Raw genomic sequence first — 19017 nt, forward strand, 5'->3', positions numbered from 1 at the left:
AGTATCGGGTATCAAGGCACCCGCTTTTCGCTTTGGTCTTTCAGCTTTTAGCTTTATTCATATTTAAGTGCATTTACAGGGTCGGTTACCGCTGCCTTTCTCGCCTGAATACTTACCGTTAAAATGGCTATTATAACCGAGATTAACGTAGCAGCAATAAATGGAAAAACAGGCATGTCTATCCGGTAAGCAAAACCGTCGAGCCATTTTTTAACAATGATATAAGCAATTGGCCAGCTTATCAAATTAGCTGCTATAACTAATGTCAGGAAAGATTTGTTTAACAGGTTTACTATTTGAATGTTGGAAGCACCAAGCACTTTTCTAACTGCAATTTCTTTTGTTCTTCGCTTAGCTACAAATGTTGAAAGCGCAAATAAACCCAGCAAGGATAATGATACGGAAACTATGCTGAAGAGAATTATCATATTCATAAAACGATTATTTTCTTCCAGACTCTTCGAAAATTCATCATCCATTGATGTGTATTCCATCGGAAAATCGGGATAAAGTATTTTCCATTCATTTTCGATTTTGCTTATCAGCTCTTTATATTTTGAGGTATTGAACCGGACCAGCAAATTATTTGTATTTGAAGTTCCGCCTAAGCTTGTTACTTTGTAAACTGTAGGCAATACAGCTTTATCGAAACCTTCGTTATGGTAATTTTTTATAATGCCAACTATTTGGAAAATATTAGTTTTCCCTTCCCAATCTACTTTACCATATGTTTGCCCGATCAAATTTTTGCCAAATAAATTTGCTGCCGCTTCATTTAAAACAACGGTATTAACGGTATCTTGCTTGTACTCTTTCGAAAAAATGCGGCCTTGCATTACTTTAACACCAAGTGCAGGTAAGGCGTCCATTGTAACTGTAACTGTATTAAGGTTAATTGCATTCCCTTTATACTTAACTTCTTCGGGTACATTAAATGCATTGCCCATTATCTGAGTAGTTGTGGCAACATATTCAACACCCGGAATCTTTTTAAGACGCTCTGCAAAATCATCTTCATAATTGGTTTTTATGTTAATCAGATTTCCCCGTTCAAAGCCCAAGTCTTTGTTGTTCATATATCGGGATTGCATTTCCATTACACCGATAGAGATAATAAATGTAACGGAGATTATAAATTGAAAAATCACCAACACGTTACGCAATGCAATACCCTTCAATCCATTTTCATAATTTCCTTTAAGTACGGATACGGGATTGAAATTTGATAAAATCCAGGCCGGGTAAAAACCTGCAAGCAATGTTACAAAAACAAATAAACCAAACAGCTGACTGATCATAACAAACAATTGAGCATTATGCCAGAAACTTAAATCGACCTTGAAATGATTGTTAAATGCAGGCAATACAACCTCAATTAAAATGATGCAAAGAAATAATGATATGACACTTTGCATAGCCGATTCGATTAAAAACTGCCAGGTTAGTTGCCTTTTATAAGAACCAAGCACCTTTTTTACGCCGACTTCTTTTGCCCGTTGAACAGATTGAGCCGTTGCTAGATTAATAAAGTTTATAACGGACACCAATAATAAAAATGCCGAAATAGCCATTACCGGTTTCAATTTATCAAACCAGCCTGATGTGTACGGCGGGTTAGAATGAACCGTTTCAATGGGGATAACCTTTAAACCGGGCGACTTACCATCTTTGTAAATATCGTTATAACTCTTTTTTTGCCCGTTTAAAAGATTCTTTTTAAAATCCACATATAATTTTTGCAACGTTTGGTTCAAAACCGCTGTATCGCTCGATTTATTCAACTTCGTATAAACAAGGCAGTAATTATTATTAGTAGGGTTTTCCGGGTCTTTATCTTTATTCCCGGTCCTCGTAATTGCATTAAAACTTACACTTTGCGGAAATTTCGGGTCAGCAACAATTCCTGTTATCGTTAACGCAGTACCTTTATCACTTCTCCACCTAACAATTTTAATCGTTTTCCCTAACACTTTTGTTGTTCCGAAAAGCTGCATTGCCAGACTCTCCTTCAAAACTATTGTTTCCTTATTTTCGAGTGCTTTATCTGCACTGCCCTGCAAGAACTGATAAGGAAACACTTTAAAGAAACTGCTGTCAGAATCTTTAATTTTGCTGATTATAACAGGGTCCGCATTATCAACTTTTAGTGAAAAGCCATTGCTAAAACCCCAGTCGTTATCTACTTTAGTTACTGCAACAGCCTGGGGCAACTTACTTCTTATCAAATTAGCAATCCTGCTGTTTGATATTTCGTTCCAATGTTCCTTATTATCGGGCGTAAAAAAATCATGCCGTTCTCTTATTTGATACACGTTTTTTAAGTCGGTTGACCAGGTATCGTAACTTTCCTCGTGGTTGATGTATAAAAGCATTAATACAAAGGCCGTTAATCCAAGTGCTAATCCTCCAATATTAATGGCTGCATAAACCTTATTTTTCCAAAGGTTTCGCCAGGCGATTTTTAAGTTTAGTTTGAACATATTAGTATCAAGTATTTAGTAGCAAGTATCAAGACACCGGCTTTTTGCTTTAGTCTTTCAGCTTATGTCAGTATCAGGTATTTAGTATCAAGTATCAAGATACCGACCTTTTGCTTTAGTCTTTGGTCTTTCAGCTTATATTAGTATCAAGTAGTCAGTATCGAGTATCAAGAAACCGGCTTTTCCCTTTAGTCTTTGGTCTTTAAGCTTTTCGCTTTATTCATATTTAAGTGCATCAATTGTATTGGCAACTGCAGCTTTGTAAGAGCGGATGGAAACTGTTATCAAAGTGATGGCCATTGAAATTAGCATTGCTAAAGCAAATGGCCAAATGCTGATGTCGATTCTATAGGCAAAGCCTGAGAGCCATCTCGAAACAAATAGATAGGCCAGCGGCCAGGCGACCAGGTTTGCTATAAAAACCATTAGCAGAAAAGATCCGTTTAGCATTTTTACCAACTCAATAGTTGAAGCGCCTAAAACTTTTCTGATGGCAACTTCTTTAGTTCTTTGTGTAGCAACGAAAGAAATCAAGCCGAATAAGCCGATAAAGGAGATAAAGATGATTACGCCGGCGAAGACTTTGAAAAGCGTACCCATGATTTTCTCTCCCTGATAGTAATTATTAATCTCCTCATTCAGAAATGATTCATTGTAAACGGATTCAGGAAAGGTATTCTGCCAGATTTTCTCTACAGTTTTCATGGTTCCTAACATCTGTTTAGAGTTCAGTTTAATGGCGGCATAAAAGAATCTTGGTTTTAATGCGCCAATCAAAATCGGGTCGATATTTTCGTGGAGACTTTTATTTTTAAAGTCTTGTATTACGCCAACAATCGGCGCTTTCATGCCACCCATCGAAATCATTTTACCAATGGCCTCATTAGGATTTCTGACATTAAGTTTCTTAAGCAGCGTTTCGTTAACCAAATATTCGTTTATGGTATCAGATTTAACGAGATTTCTGCCTGCTACCAATTTCAAATCGAAAGTTTTCAAGTAGTCTTCATCGGCATTTTTGGTATTCACCTGAAAATCTGCGTCTTTTCCACCATTGTAAGAAAACGAACTGCCATTATTATTTTGTGATGATGGCGCCGTCCTGCAGAAACTAACTTCTTCTACACCAGGAACTTGTTTAAGCTGTGTTTTAAATGTAGCAAAACGTTGGGTTGTAAGGCTGTCGTTTGGCAAATCGACCATCGCAATCGCCGTTGGATTAAAGCCCAAAGGCTGCTCGCGAATGTATTTCATTTGCTGAAGAATAACCAAAGTTCCGATAATCAGCGTTACCGTAATGGCGAACTGAACAACTACTAAAATTTTCCTTAAACCTAAACCTCCTGTATTTGCTGAAATTTTGTTTTTAATAGCCAATGCAGGATTAAAGCCTGACATAACCACAGCAGGATAAAAACCTGCAAGTAAACTCACAAACACTACCAGCAAAAGCATAAAAACTAAAATAATCGGGTGTTGAAAAATGCTGAATGAGATTTTAGAATCGAATAAACTTTGCATTCCGGGAAGTGCAATTTCAGTTAAAACGCTTCCTATCAGTAGTGAAATTAACACAATTGTTAAGGTTTCAGTTAAGAACTGCGTAACTAACTGGCTTCTCTGACTACCCATTACTTTACGCACACCAACTTCTTTTGAGCGACTTACCGCTTGCGCAGTTGCCAGGTTAATAAAGTTTATTGATGCTGTAACCATGAGAAAAAAGCCGATTACAGCCAAACCCCAAAGCTGCTTTTTAGGCATAATGCGACCTGAAAAATTGCCGAATTTTTCATTGTAATGAATATCAGTTAATGGCTGAAATAAATGTCCTTCTTTCCCCGGTGCATTTTCAACGTAGTACTTTTTAAGAAAGGATTTTAACGGGCCTGCCAGCGTTTCGATATTTACATTCGATTTTAATTTAATGTATGTTTCTGAATTTGAACCAACTGAACCCCAGTTCGTCATATTCCTATCCTTGAAAGATTTATATGGCAACATGATTTTTAACGGTATCGAATTGTTTTCGGCAACATCGTCGATTACGCCACTAACAGTGTAATTTATTTTGCCATCGAAATTTATACTTTTACCTAAAGCATTTTTCCAATCGCCGAAAAACTTATTAGCCATTTCTTTGGAAATAACCACATTACCAGGGTCGGTAAGCGAGTTATAATTGCCAGATAACCAATTATAATTAAATATCTCAAAGAAATCAGGTTCCAAATAAAAAACACTTTCAATTGTTTTTAGCCTTTCTTTTCCCGCTGCATCTTTGATTTTAATAAGGCCCGCACTTTGCTGAATTGCCGAAATTTTTTCTATGTACGGTGAAAAATCATTTCGCATGGCGGGTGTAAGTGGCAAAGGCACACCTTGCGAAGAGAATTGGTTTCCATCAGCATAATCCCAGGTAGAAACCACACGATAAATCTTATCTTCATTTTTAAAACCCTCATCAAAACTCATTTGATAGCGGATAAAAATAAAAATGAGGATACAACTGGCCATCCCGATAGAAAGACCAAGAATGTTGATGAACGTATATCCCTTGTTTTTCCAAAGGTTACGCCATGCGATTTTTAAGTTAAGTTTGAACATTGTAGTATCAAGTATTTAGTAGCAAGTATCAAGACACCGGCTTTTTGCTTTAGTCTTTCAGCTTATATGAGTATCAAGTATTTAGTATCAAGTATCAAGACAATAGCTTTTGCTTTAGTCTTTTGGCTTTATTCATATTTAAGTGCATCAACCGCGTTTGCTTTTGCTACTTTAAAAGTTTGCAGGCTAACGGTTAAAAGGGCAATAATTATTGATGTTAAAAGCGCCAGTACAAATGGCCACGGGTTCATCGTGATTTTATAATCGTATTTTTCGAGCCATTTGGTAACTAAAATATAAGCGACAGGGATTGCGATAACATTTGAAATGATAACCAATTTCATAAAATCTTTATTCAGCAGTACCAAAATATCGGATAAATTAGCACCCAAAACTTTGCGAATACTGATTTCCTTGCTCCGTTGTTCGGCCATGTAAAGTGCAAGGCCTAATAAACCAAGGCAAGAAATAAAAATTGCAAAACCACCGAAAATATTAGAAAGTACACTCAACAATTTCTCGCTTCGTATTTTATCTGCCATACCCTCGCTTACCAATTTAATTTCTGCGGGATAAGCAGGATTTAACCGTTGACTTACCTCTTTAATCATTTCAATTGATGCAGTTAGCGATTGTTTATTACTCAGCTTTAATAGTAATGATTTGCTGTCTCGAAGATTATAATAGTAAACCGTTGGAGTTACTTTTGCACCGAGTGATTCGTTGAAAAAATCGTGCACAACACCGACAACTTTAAGCGGTGGATTATCGCCCCAGTGAATTACCGTACCGATTGGATTTTTTAAACCCATCAGTTTAACCGCTTCTTGATTAAGCAGTAAAGATGTTGTGGTATCTGCAGGGAATTTCGGTGAAAAATCGCGTCCTGCAACTAATTTTACCCCTGCGGTATTGGCAAAATCAAAGCCTGTACTTCTATAACTCACAATAGAAACATCATTTTTAGGTTTGCCCGGCCATGATAAATCGCCTGTAATATTTCCACCTCTTGTAAAAGCGCCTGCGTACTCTGTTGCTGCTTCTATCGCACCGGCTCGCTTAAGTTCATTTTTAAAAATTTCGAGTTTTCCAGGTTTCACTAACTCGCCTTCCAAATCTATTTGAGCAAGTGCTGCAACATCAAAGCCGAGCGATTTGTCTCTCATGTATTGAATCTGTTTGTAAATTACAATGGCAGAAATAATCATGCAGATAGACAAGCTAAACTGTAATACCACCAATACTTTTCGGATTGATAATGAGCCGGTTGAGCCTTTGAATCCTTTTAAAACCTTTACAGGAATAAATGAAGACAGATAAAACGCCGGATAACTTCCTGCCAGTAAACCTGTAATTAAAACCAGGCTGCAAAGTGTAACCCAAAAAGGTAATGAGCTGTAATTTATCAGAATTTTAATATCCAATAAATTATTAAAATAAGGCAGCAAAACCTCTAACAAGGTAAATGCGATAAGCATGGCTACAAATGAAAGAATTAGTGATTCAATCATAAACTGTCCCATTATTGAATTCCTTGCAGAGCCTAACGCTTTTCGAACACCAACTTCACGGGCACGTTTTTCGGAACGGGCTGTAGAAAGATTCATGTAGTTGATACAAGCAATTAATAACACACAAAAAGCCAGGAATACAAATAACCTAACCTGGTCTATCCTACCGCCAACTGATTTTCCGTTTTGAAAATCCTCATATAAATGCCTTTTAGCAAAAGGAAAAAGAAAAGGCTCATAAGTCATCTTTTTTAATTCAGGTTCCTTATTTACAATGAACTTTTGAAGTAAAGCATTGGTTGCCTCCATCGATACATTATCTTTCAGTTCGAAATAGGTGAAGCAGGTTATAGCGCCCCAGCTGTTATCTTTATCATCGGGATTTATCTGGTCCAAGAATGACCATGGATGCAAAACATCAAACTGCATACTTTGATTTTTTGGTAAATCTTCGATAACAGCACTTACCTTAAGCTCCTTTTTTCCATCATAGGTAATTCTTTGTCCGATGGGATTTTGAGTACCAAATAGTTTTTTGGCCGTGGTTTCATTAATAATTAATGAGCCTGGTTCATTTAAAGCTGTATTTGCATCGCCATAAATAAAATGGTAATCGAAAATTTTAATAAAATCGGGATCAACATACAATGACGTTAGCTTAAAATTATCCTGACCATGACTATAAAGTTTTACATTATTCTCATTAGAGGCACGGGCGCTCCTTTTGAAACCAGGCAACTCTTCCATCGCTGCTTTTGAAAGTTTATTGGGTAAAGCCATGGTTGTAGCCAGCTTACCATTAAACTTCAGGTTTAACCCTGTGATGTAAATTTTATCAATGTTTTTAAATTGTTTATCATAACTCCATTCATAGTTGACATATAGCAGCAACATTAAACAGCAAGCCATACCAATGGCTAGTCCGCCGATGTTTATTAGCGTAAAACCCTTGTTTTTCCAAAGATTTCTGATGGCTATTTTTAAGTTAAGTTTGAACATATTAGTATTGAGTAGTTAGTATCAAGTATCAAGATTTTGCAATCGCTTTAGTCTTTGGTCTTTAAGCTTTATCAGTATCAAGACTTTGCAGTCGCTTTAGTCTTTGGTCTTTAAGCTTTATTCATATTTCAAAGCATCAACAGGGTTTGCTTTTGCCGTTTTATAGGCTTGGAAACTTACCGTAATTAATGCCATTGATAAAGTTCCTATAGCTGCAACAGGAATTATCCACCAACTTATCTCCGTATGAAATTCGAAATTATTGAGCCATTTTCTCATCGCAAAATAGCTTATGGGCACCGCGATAATAATTGCGGCTACAATCATTTTAATAAACGAAAGTGAAAGCAACTGCATCAAATTCGAAACCGATGCGCCAAGTACTTTCCGAACGCCAAATTCCTTTGTTCTTTGTTCGGCACTATAAGCTACCAAACCAAATAAACCCAAGCACGATACGAAAATTGCCAATCCACCGAATAGGTTGGAAAGGATACCAAGCGTTTTTTCAGATTTATATTTCTCCTGATATAATGAGTTGATGAATGTAATTTCAGTTGGATAAGCTGGATTAAAAGCCTTGGTTATTCTGTTAATGGTTTCGATGTTGCTTTGTAAATTATTCGAATTATTAAGGCGCATGGTAATTACACCTGTCTGTCCTGTGGTTAAATAAACAACTTGGGGATTATTCGATTTATAAGGCGAATCCCACACATAATCATCAAAAACGCCAATGATATGAGCATTAGAGCCGAAAACCATTACTTTTTTTCCAATAGGATTTTTATAACCGAATACTTTTACTGCCGAAGCACTAACCATAACCGCACTCGTATCTGAAGCGAAATTTTTCGAGAAATCTCTTCCTTCCAATAATTTAATGCCATTGGTTTTTATAAAATCGTAAGATGTGGCCACCTGATTAAACATCACCGTATTTTCGGGCTTCATCATTCCATCCCACTTCATATCCATAAAATTGCGGCCATGATGAGAAAGACTAACAGATGATTGATACATCGAGGTAACAGCACCCGATTTCAGCATTTCAGTTTTGAATAAGTCGAACTTAGTTTTCAATTCGCCATCCTGCGGAATTTCGACCAATGCATTTACATCAAAGCCAACAGGTTTATTTTTGATGTATTGAATTTGGCGATAGATAACCAGAGTTGAAATGATGAGGATTATAGCAAAGCAAAACTGACCAATAACCAAAACTTGTCTTAAACTGACAGTTAAAATGCCTCTTGAATTAATTTTCCTTTTTAGTGTTTGTATTGGGTTAAAAGATGATAAATAGAACGCTGGATAACTGCCCGCAATTAAACCCGTGGCAATTACAATTCCCAAAATTCCAACCCAGCTTACTGCATTGAAATACGAAATACCCAAGTTAATGTTTAAAAGTCCGTTGAATGTAGGAAGACAAATCTCGAGTAAGGCAATAGCCAATACCACAGCAACTGATGTAAGCACCATTGATTCGGTTAAAAACTGAAAAATTAACGATGTACGATTAGCACCAATCGTTTTCTTTATTCCAACTTCTTTGGCTCGCTTCTCTGATTTAGCTGTAGCCATGTTCATGAAATTGATGCAGGCGATTAACAATATCCCAAATGCCAAACCCATAAAAAGCCAGATTTGTTCAATATCTCCTCCCGCAGGTTTGCCATTCTCAAACTTGCCAAACAAGTGCAATTTACTTGCCTGATACAGAAAATGTGGTTGCGACTGCGGATTTTGTGGTGTGTTCACTTTTACCAAAGCCTCTACTTTACGGTTTACCAAATCGATATTTGCATCAGGATTTAGCGAAACCATGGTTACAAAACTGTAATTGTTCCAGTTTAAATCTTTAGCACTTTGGTCAACAATTTCATAAAACGACCATGGCATTAAAAAATCAAAACGGTTAGAACTATTTTCCGGTAAATCTTTTATTACGCCAGTTATTGTTAGATTTTCTTTATCCTGGTAACGGATAGATTTATTTAAAACATCGGTGGTGCCGAACAACGTTTTTGCCGTACTTTCTGTCAAAATAACCGAAAGTGGATTTTGGAGCGCCGTTTTTGCATCGCCTGAAATGAATTGATAATCATACATCTTAAGTATATCAGGTTCCGCAAACTTCGAATCTTTTTTATAGCTGTTTTGCCCATTCGCGATTAAGCTTTTTTTGCCATAATCCATGCGGGCAACATATTTAACCTCTGGTAAATTTTGTTTTAAGAGCGGGCCTAAAGCTGTTGTAGAACCATTAAAAGTTCCTGCAATTTTATTACCCTCGCCAGGAACATTCGTCATGGCCATATAAACGTTTTTCCAGTTTTTGGCTTGCTTATCGAAATTCCATTCATAAGAAACATACAACAATAGCATTAAACAGGCTGCAAGGCCGATAGCCAAACCAATTACATTTATGAAAGAAGATGTTTTGTTCTTCCAAAGGTTTCGCAAAGCGATTTTCAAGTTTAATTTGAACATTGTAGTATCAAGTATTTAGTATCAAGTATCAAGACCTCGCAAATAGCCTTAGGCTTTTTGCTTTGAGCTTTTAGCTCTATTCATATTTCAAAGCATCAACAGGGTTTGCCTTAACAGCCTTTTTTGCCTGGATGCTTACGGTAATTACGGTTAGTAAAATGGTGATTAAAGCACTGCTTACAAAAGGCAAAACAGGCAAATCGATTCGGTACGCAAAAGTTTCGAGCCATTTTTTAGTGAGAATATAGGCTACCGGCCATGATATCACATTAGCCACAAGCACCATCATAAAAAATGAACTGTTGATTAATTTGAAAATCTGCACATCGCTTGCGCCCAGAATTTTACGAACTGCAATTTCTTTAATCCGGCCGTTGGTGCTATATTTTGCAAAAGCAAACAAGCCTAAAATCGCAATGAAAATGGTGAGCAGTGCAGCTGCAAAAAATACGGATTGCAATTGCTCTTGCTTTTTGAACAGCTTTCCGTAAAGCTGATCCAGAAACTCGTACCTGAAATCTTCGCCATCCTGCGGGTTGATTTGCGGCCATTGCGCTTTCAAAGCCGCCAAAGCATCGGCCATTTTGTTATCTTCAATTTTGAGCATAATTTGCGTTTTGTAATTTCCGCAAGGGTTTTTGATTGCATAAATGGTAGGCTGAACCGCACTTTCAAATCCTTGTGCCTTAAAATCTTTAACCACACCAACAATTTTGTAATCAGTACTGCAACCTCTGATGATTTTCCCAACGGGATTTTTCATACCATACTTAGCTACCGTACTTTCATTGATTATGGCTGAATTTGCAGTATCCGTTTTAAAATTTGAAGAGAAAAAACGACCATCTTTTAACTTTATATCGAGCGTTTCAAAATAATCGAAATCCACATCTACAAAGTCTATGCTTTTTTGTTCGCCCTCGAAAGTATAACCATTTGAGCCAGGACCTGAACCATCCGGAACATCGGTGGCAACCGTAGCCGATTTTATTCCGGGGATTTTCAAAATTTTATCTCTAACCGGGACGAATTTTTCAGGTTTATTAAAGAGACTAATGTTTTTGATGTAAACCACCTGATTTGCCGTGAAGCCTAAATCCTGACTACGCATGTATTTCAGCTGAGAATTGATAATAAGCAAACCAATGATAAAAATAGCGGCAATACCAAACTGGAAAACCAACAGACCATTACGCAGCCACGAACTCTGTTTGCTCGTCGAAAAATTACCTTTAAGTACCATTGCGGGTTTAAAGCCCGACAAAACAAGAGCAGGATATGTACCGGCGATAAGCGTAATCAGACATAAAACTAGAGGCAATTGCCAAAATAAATCGTTTTCGATATACCAGATAGATAAATTAACCTGGAAGAGTATATTGAAATATGGTAATGCCAATTCTGCTAAAATCAGCGCCATTATTGTAGCTGCAAAACATTGAATAAATATTTCCGTAAGGAATTGAACGGTAAGTTGCGAGCGGTAAGCACCCATCACCTTTTTAACGCCGACCTCTTTCGCTCTTTTTGCGGCTTGAGCAATACTTAAATTGGTAAAATTGATGCAAGCAATCACAAGAATCAAAATCCCAAGTACAGAAAGCGCTATTAAAATTTTATAGGGTGCATCATTGCCTGCTTTAGGCCTCAAATGCAGATTTGCTAAAGGATCTAAAAATGTAGATACACCTTTTATTTCAGCGATTGTTTTCTGATCGGTTTCACCTTTTAATAATTCTTTTCGGTATAATTCCGTAATTTTTTGCTCCAGATTTTTAACATCGGTTCCTGGTTCTACCTGAATGTAAGTTGTATAATTATTATAACCGTAACTTTCACCTTGTCCGATTTCATTGCCGATTGATATACCATCGAAAGTTATGTTGGAATGCAAATTATTGGTTATCGAACCATTTATTTTACCTGTTATACCGGAATTGCTCGCGCCAAACCCCACCATCTCCGCCTTGTTATCGGTTTTATTTGGGAAAAGCACTTTCATACTTTCATCGTTTAGGTAAGAAAGCCTTTCTGTTTCGCCAGTCGGTTTTTCCAAACCATTAGTTGGCTTTAAATCAAGAATTTTAGCAGCATTGTAATCAGCCTGCATAAAATTTTTGGCAAAAACGGTGTTTTTACCATTTTTGATAGTGAGTTCAATAAAACCTTCCTTTGTAATTCCGGCATTTTCTACCTCCGGAAAATTCTGTTTTATCACTTTAGCAAACGGTGGGGAGGTATAATTGGTTTTGAAATCAGGATAAATCCGTCCGACAACATAAATATTATTGTAGTTCGGATTGGTTTTATCGAAACTGGTTTCATACGTAAAATACAGCCCAACCAAAATAAAAGCAGCCAAAGCAATAGCCAAACCACCGATATTAATAGACGTAATTCCCCTGTTTTTCCAAAGGTTTCGCAAAGCGATTTTTAGGTTAAGTTTGAACATTTTTCTAGTATCAAGTATTTAGTATCAAGTATCAAGACTTTGCAATCGCATTGGTCTTTAGTCTTTAAGCTTTCGGCTTTATTCATATTTGAGTGCATCAACAGGATTAGCTTTCGCTACTTTTACCGATTGAATGCTCACTGTTAACACTGCTATAATTACCGAAATACTTAGTGCGGAAATAAAAGGCAATGCCGATATAGAAACACGGTATTCGAAAGCGGAGAGCCATTTGTTAACGATAATGTAAGCCAAAGGAAATGCGATTAGATTGGCAATAGCAACCAGTTTGATGAAATCTTTATTTAAAAGTGTGAGGATATTGCCAGTGCTGGCACCTAAAACTTTACGAATGCTGATTTCCTTTTTGCGTTGTTCCGCCATGAAAAGTGCTAAACCTAATAAGCCAAGGCAGGAAATAAAGATTGCAAAACCACCGAACCAGTTTGAAAGTGTTCCCAAAAGCTTTTCGTTTTGAAATTTAAGTTCAAATCCCTCATCCACAAATTTTCTATTTACCGGGTAATCAGGTTCTATTTGTTTAACCAGTTCATCAATTTTTGAAATAGAAGTACTGATGTTCTGATTTGAGTTTAACCGAACAATAATAACCTGTACATCATCCATATAACTCGGATAAAACACCATTGGTGCAACTTTCTGATAAGCACTTTCTACAACAAAATCTTTCACCACAGCAACATTTGTTTTTTCTGTTCCCCAATACCTGATTTTCGCTCCTATTGGATTTTTAAGTCCCATCATTTTGACAGCAGCTTCATTAAGCATAATGTTGTTGCTATCGCTTTTAGCTGTTGAAGAAATTTCCCTTCCGGCCACCAAGTTTGTACCTATGGTTTTAATAAAATCATCACCAATTCCTCTATTGTTAAATAGAATTGATTCTCCTTCGGTTTTACCTTCCCAACGAACATCAGTTGTGTTGTTTCCGCTTTCGGTGATGTCTTTACTAAATGTTGTTACGCTGCTTGCTGCCCCAGATTTTAACAGTTGCGTTTTAAGTAATTCGAGTTTGCTTTTTTCGCCAACCTTGCCGCTAACTGCAATTTGAACCAGATTAGATTTATCGTATCCAATTGGTTTGTTTTTTACATAATTAAGTTGCTGATAAATAACTGATGTACAAACAATTAAACACGCTGCAAAAACGAATTGAACCACCACCAGAACTTTTCTTATGGAAACAGAAGAATCTGTTTTGATTTTTAAACCTTTTAACACTTTTATCGGTTCAAATGATGATAAGTAAAGTGCCGGATAGCTTCCAGCCATAAAGCCGGTAAAAACCATTAAGCCTAAAAGTGTTGACCAAAAGGTTAAACTTTTATAATCAATTTGTAATTCGATGTTTAGCAGATTATTGAAGTAAGGCAAACTTACTTCAACCAAAATAAAAGCCATAACACCCGAAATAATGGTTATAAAAACCGACTCGAGTAAGAATTGCCCTACCAAAGATTTTCGTGTTGAGCCTATTGCTTTACGAATGCCTACTTCTTTAGCCCGGCGCTCAGACCGAGCCGTAGATAAGTTCATGAAATTTACACAGGCAATCAACAGAATACAGAAAGCCAATAGTAAAAATATTTTGAGTTGTTCAATTTTCCCGCCAACTGATTTTCCATTTTGGAAATCATCGTACAAGTGCCATTTCGTATAAGGGTGCAACAAAGCTTCGGCTGTATTTCCTTGCTGATTTCTTTTATAAATGTTTTTTATACTTGCATTTGCAGCATCAAAAAACCGGTTATCTTTCAACTGAGCCACAGTTAAACACATATTATTGCCCCAGTTTTTATCTTTTGCCCAAGGTTCTCTTTTTTCAAAAAGTGCCCAAGGCATTAAACATTCAAAAATTATAGAGTTGTTTGCATGGATATCTTCAATTACCGCTTCAACTTTTAAAACATCCTTATTATCAAGCTTAAGTGTTTTATTTATGGGGTCTTCATTACCAAACAATTTCTTAGCAAAAGATTCTGTCAGAATAACAGAATTAACATTTTTTAAAGCTTCTTCCGGATTGCCTTTTATAAATTTATAATCAAATATTTTAATGAAAGATGGGTCAGCAAAATTTACTCTCGAGTTGATTCTTTTATCACCAATGGAAATCAATTTTGTGGATGGATAAGTAGTATGCGATGCATATTTAACACCCGGAATTTTAGCGGCAACTTCTTCCGCCATTGCATTTGGTGTCCACGCCCAGCTAAAAATTTTGCCATTTGCAGGAGCATTCTGATAAATTACATAAGTTTTATCGCTATTGGCAAATTCTTTATCAAAACTCCATTCATAGGCTACGTACAGCAGCAATATCATGCAACTTGCTAATCCAATGGCTAATCCACCGATATTTATCAGGGAAAAGCCTTTGTTTTTCCAAAGGTTACGTAATGCAATTTTTAAGTTTAATTGAAACATAGTATCAATATTTAGTATCAGGTAATTGGTATCAAGTATCAAGACCTAGCTTTTCGCTTTGTCCTTTTGTCTTTAAGCTTTTGGCTTTTTAGTATCAAGTAATTAGTATCAAGTATCAAGACCTGGCTTTTCGCTTTAGTCTTTTCGCTTTCTAAGCGCCTTTCCCGAATCTTCCCATCCGGGAAGATATCGGTTAGACTATCATTAACTAAAACTAATTTTAAGATTGCGGCTGAAGGCTGGAAGGTTTAGGCATTTTTACCTTCAAACTTTTAACCGTCTCCCTTCCAGCCTATATTAATTCCTCGTTTCTGCTTTTGTTTATCTTTTCAGAAATCACGTGGCCATCTTTCAGGTTGATGATTCTGTTTGAAAAACTTGCATCATGGCTCGAGTGCGTCACCATTACAATCGTCGTTCCTGTTTCGTTCAACTCGCAAAGCAATTCCATTACTTCGTTACCATGAGAACTATCCAGGTTGCCAGTAGGCTCATCGGCTAAAACCAATTTCGGCTTGGTAACTAAAGCCCTTGCAACGGCAACACGCTGTTGCTGACCCCCGGAAAGTTGTTGCGGGAAGTGACCACTACGGTTTACGATGTTCATCCTTTCAATGATTTCGTTAACCAATTTCTTACGTTCACCTGCAGGAATTTTATTGTAAATCAATGGTAATTCAATGTTTTCGAAAACGGTTAACTCATCAATCAGGTTGAAATTCTGGAAAACGAATCCCATATTTCTTTTACGGAAATTAGAACGTTCTCTGTCGTTCAGCGTTAAGAGTTCGGTATCGATAAATTTGTAACTTCCACTTTCAGGCTTATCCAATAAACCCATTACGTTTAACAAGGTAGATTTTCCGCAGCCAGATGGACCCATTATGGAAACAAATTCGCCCTCTTTTACGTGAAGATTAATTCCGTTTAGTGCAGTAGTTTCTACTTCTTCAGTTTTGTAAACTTTTTCTAAGTTTTCTATTTTAATCATAGCTTTTTTAGTATCAAGTATTTAGTATCAAGTATCAAGACTTGAAGTGATTGTTAAATTGTTGTATTGCTTTGTCCATCCCACATCATCCATCTTACATCGTCCATCTTATATTTTACTTACTTATCTCTACCTGATCGTATTGGTTAAACTGGTCGTAAGATGAGGTGATAACTTCGTCGCCTTTTTGCAAACCATCCAATATTTCATAATACAGGTAATTTTTTCTTCCGATTTTGACGTTTTTCTTGATTGCTTTACCATTGTTTACCACAAATACCCAAGAACCGCCTGTACTTTGGAAAAACTGACCTTGTGCGAGTAGTAAGGACTTGCTGTTATCTGATAAAGTTAATTTCGTTTGAAGTGATAATCCACGGCGTAACCCTTCAGGCGCAGCACCTTTAAAAACCATTTCAACCTGAAACTGGCCTGCTGTAACCTCGGGAATAACCTTACTAACGGTTAAATTATAGGTCTTGCCATTAAATTCGCATGTTGATGTTTGCCCTTCTTTTACCCGATTAATGTAATATTCATCAACGCCGGCTTGCAGTTTATAACCCTGCAAAACATCAATCTTTCCGATCATTTCGTTTGAATTATATGATTTACCGATTACCGGGTCGTAAGAAGAAAGCTTGCCGGAAACCGGCGCTTTGATGGTCATGTTTTCAATGTTTTTGCGAATCATTTCCAAACTTTCATTCATTTGCCCCATCGACTGGTCGATTTGCGAAAGCTGCATCTTTCTGCTTTGATTTTCTTGTTTTACCGCCTGCCGAACGATTTTAAGTTTGCCTTGATAATACTCGTAATCCTGACTTGATTTATTAAACTCCTGAAGTGTAATTACCTTTTTGGAAAAAAGTGAACTATCTAAACGATATTGTCGGGCTGCTGTTCTCAAGCTATTTTCAACATCCAAAACGTCTTGATTTAAAACCCTTTGATTTTGCTCCAAATCCAATCTCGATTTGCGTAACTGGTTAATTTGCTCGGTCGCTGCAGTCTGGCTTGAAGTATAACTCAGCATTGCGTTTGAGTTAGAGATTCTCAAAAGTGGCGTTCCCTTAACAACAGATGCACCATTTTCCGTGAAAATTTCAGCGACCGTTCCACCTTCCGATGAACTTACAATTACCGAAGTTAGCGGAACAACGCTGGCATTTAATAAAACCACATCTTCAAAATCACCATATTCTACTTTGCTAATGGTTAATTTATCGGCATCAGCACTGTATGTTTTCTTTAATGATAAAGTATAGCCATAAATTACAACTGCCACGAAAGCAACTGCGCCACCCATCATAATTAAAGTTTTGGTGCTAAATCTTTTCTTCTCTATCTTTTTGTCCATTGTTCGGTTCTACTGTTTGATTTCCTTATTAACCAAGCTTGTGCCAAACAGAGAAAACACATTTAAAACATTAATAATCAAATACTTAAAAGTTTTTATAATTTTATTGTGTTCATTTTCGAACAGTTTATGTGCGAGAGCGGACAGTTTAATTAAATTTACCTCCCAGTCCCCTAAAGGGGAGTTCACAGCCGAGGCGATAAAGCATTGTTTGTTATATATGTAAAAAATTACTCACATTATGAACGGTAGATATTCAGGTTCCTCTTTAGAGGCGGAGGGGTTAGACGCCACAGTTTTAATCATCGACGATGATGATGATATTCTTTTAAGTGCCCGCCTGTTTCTAAAACAGCAGGTTAAACAGGTAATTACCTGTAAATCGCCTAAAGAAATTAATGTACTGCTAAGCAAAAATGAGGTTGATATCATTCTGCTCGACATGAATTATCAAAAAGGTGCAAGTGATGGTCGCGAAGGTTTATATTGGCTTGAACACATTTTATCAATAGATAAAGACTACGTTGTTATCCTGATGACCGCCTTTGGAAATGTAGAACTTGCGGTTAAAGCGATAAAAAAAGGTGCTACTGATTTTATCCTGAAACCCTGGGAGAATGAGAAGCTTTTTGCTACTATTTCTGCGGCCTCAAAACTTCGCGCATCGACCAGAAAAGTAAAGAAATTAGAAAAAATCCATACCTCGCTACACAAAGACATGACCCGCGGTTTCGAGCATATTGTTGGCGAGGCTGATGGAATAAAACAACTTCAGAATACCTTATTAAAAGTGGCACCAACCGATGCCAATGTATTAATTTTAGGAGAGAACGGTACCGGAAAGCAGGTTTTTGCCTATGAAATTCATGGCAATTCGCAGCGTAAAAACCAGGTTTTTATGCATGTTGATTTAGGTTCACTAAATGAAAATCTTTTTGAAAGTGAACTTTTTGGCTATGCAAAAGGTGCTTTTACCGATGCGAAAGAAGATAAACCCGGTCGTTTTGAATTGGCCGATGGTGGAACAATTTTCTTGGATGAAATTGGAAACCTCACACTCCCCTTACAAGCAAAATTATTAAGCGTTTTGCAAAACCGTACGGTTATTCGTCTTGGTGAAAGTAAAGAGCGTAAGGTAAATGTTCGATTAATTACGGCGACCAACATGCCTTTAAATGAAATGGTGGCTAAAAATACTTTCAGGCAGGATTTATTGTTTCGCATTAATACGGTAGAACTCCTATTACCGCCTTTGCGAAAAAGAGGGACAGATATTTTGCTTCTGGCAAATCATTTTATGCAGGTTTTCAGTTCTAAATATCATAAAGAAATCCGAAGTTTGAACCATAAAGCCGAAGCAGTTCTCTTAAATTACAAGTGGCCTGGAAACGTTCGGGAATTACAGCATGTTTTAGAACGGGCAGTAATTATGAGCGATGGAAATGAAATTTCGGAGGAGGATTTACAATTAAGTCCGCAACGGTTTACGCAAACTACGGCCATGCCTGATGAAATGGCACTTGGCGATATGGAAAAAATGATGGTACAAAAAGCCATCGATAAACACAAAGGAAATATATCAAAGGCAGCCGCAGAACTGGGTTTAACCAGAGCAGCCTTATACAGGAGAATAGAGAAATTCGGGATTTAAGCTGGAGGGAAAAGCTTAAAGA

9 protein-coding genes are annotated in these 19017 nt (G+C 36.9%); 1 reads left to right on the plus strand and 8 read right to left on the minus strand.

The genetic code is table 11. From position 1 onward, the window contains the following. Positions 1–53: 53 nt before the first annotated feature. The 8 genes from O0931_RS08845 to O0931_RS08880 form a co-directional block, all read right to left on the minus strand. Positions 54–2480 carry an ABC transporter permease gene (locus O0931_RS08845; protein WP_269415199.1) on the minus strand — a complete coding sequence of 809 codons (2427 nt, stop codon included), beginning with the start codon at positions 2478–2480 and terminating at the stop codon, positions 54–56. 216 nt (positions 2481–2696) lie between these two features. After that, the gene (locus O0931_RS08850; protein ID WP_269415200.1) at positions 2697–5087 is read right to left on the minus strand and encodes an ABC transporter permease; all 2391 of its coding nucleotides are present in this window, start codon (positions 5085–5087) and stop codon (positions 2697–2699) included. Between the two features lie 128 nt (positions 5088–5215). Beyond that, the gene (locus O0931_RS08855; protein ID WP_269415201.1) at positions 5216–7597 is read right to left on the minus strand and encodes an ABC transporter permease; all 2382 of its coding nucleotides are present in this window, start codon (positions 7595–7597) and stop codon (positions 5216–5218) included. Positions 7598–7714: 117 nt separating this feature from the next. Continuing rightward, on the minus strand, positions 7715–10093 hold the full coding sequence (locus O0931_RS08860; RefSeq protein WP_269415202.1) for an ABC transporter permease: 2379 nt from the start codon (positions 10091–10093) through the stop codon (positions 7715–7717). 76 nt (positions 10094–10169) lie between these two features. Next, positions 10170–12545 carry an ABC transporter permease gene (locus O0931_RS08865; protein ID WP_269415203.1) on the minus strand — a complete coding sequence of 792 codons (2376 nt, stop codon included), beginning with the start codon at positions 12543–12545 and terminating at the stop codon, positions 10170–10172. A 78-nt stretch (positions 12546–12623) separates the two neighbouring features. After that, positions 12624–14993: an ABC transporter permease gene (locus O0931_RS08870; protein ID WP_269415204.1), complete on the minus strand. Its 2370-nt coding sequence runs from the start codon at positions 14991–14993 to the stop codon at positions 12624–12626. A 292-nt stretch (positions 14994–15285) separates the two neighbouring features. Beyond that, complete coding sequence (locus O0931_RS08875; RefSeq protein WP_010602884.1) at positions 15286–15984, minus strand: ABC transporter ATP-binding protein; 699 nt, start codon at positions 15982–15984, stop codon at positions 15286–15288. 115 nt (positions 15985–16099) lie between these two features. After that, complete coding sequence (locus O0931_RS08880) at positions 16100–17344, minus strand: efflux RND transporter periplasmic adaptor subunit (RefSeq protein WP_269415205.1); 1245 nt, start codon at positions 17342–17344, stop codon at positions 16100–16102. A gap of 241 nt (positions 17345–17585) precedes the next feature. On the opposite strand from O0931_RS08880, the gene O0931_RS08885 reads away from it, so the two are divergent. After that, positions 17586–18995: a sigma-54-dependent transcriptional regulator gene (locus tag O0931_RS08885; protein WP_269415206.1), complete on the plus strand. Its 1410-nt coding sequence runs from the start codon at positions 17586–17588 to the stop codon at positions 18993–18995. Positions 18996–19017: the final 22 nt, after the last annotated feature.

This window comes from Pedobacter rhodius, assembly GCF_027213645.1.
Lineage (GTDB): Bacteria > Bacteroidota > Bacteroidia > Sphingobacteriales > Sphingobacteriaceae > Pedobacter > Pedobacter rhodius.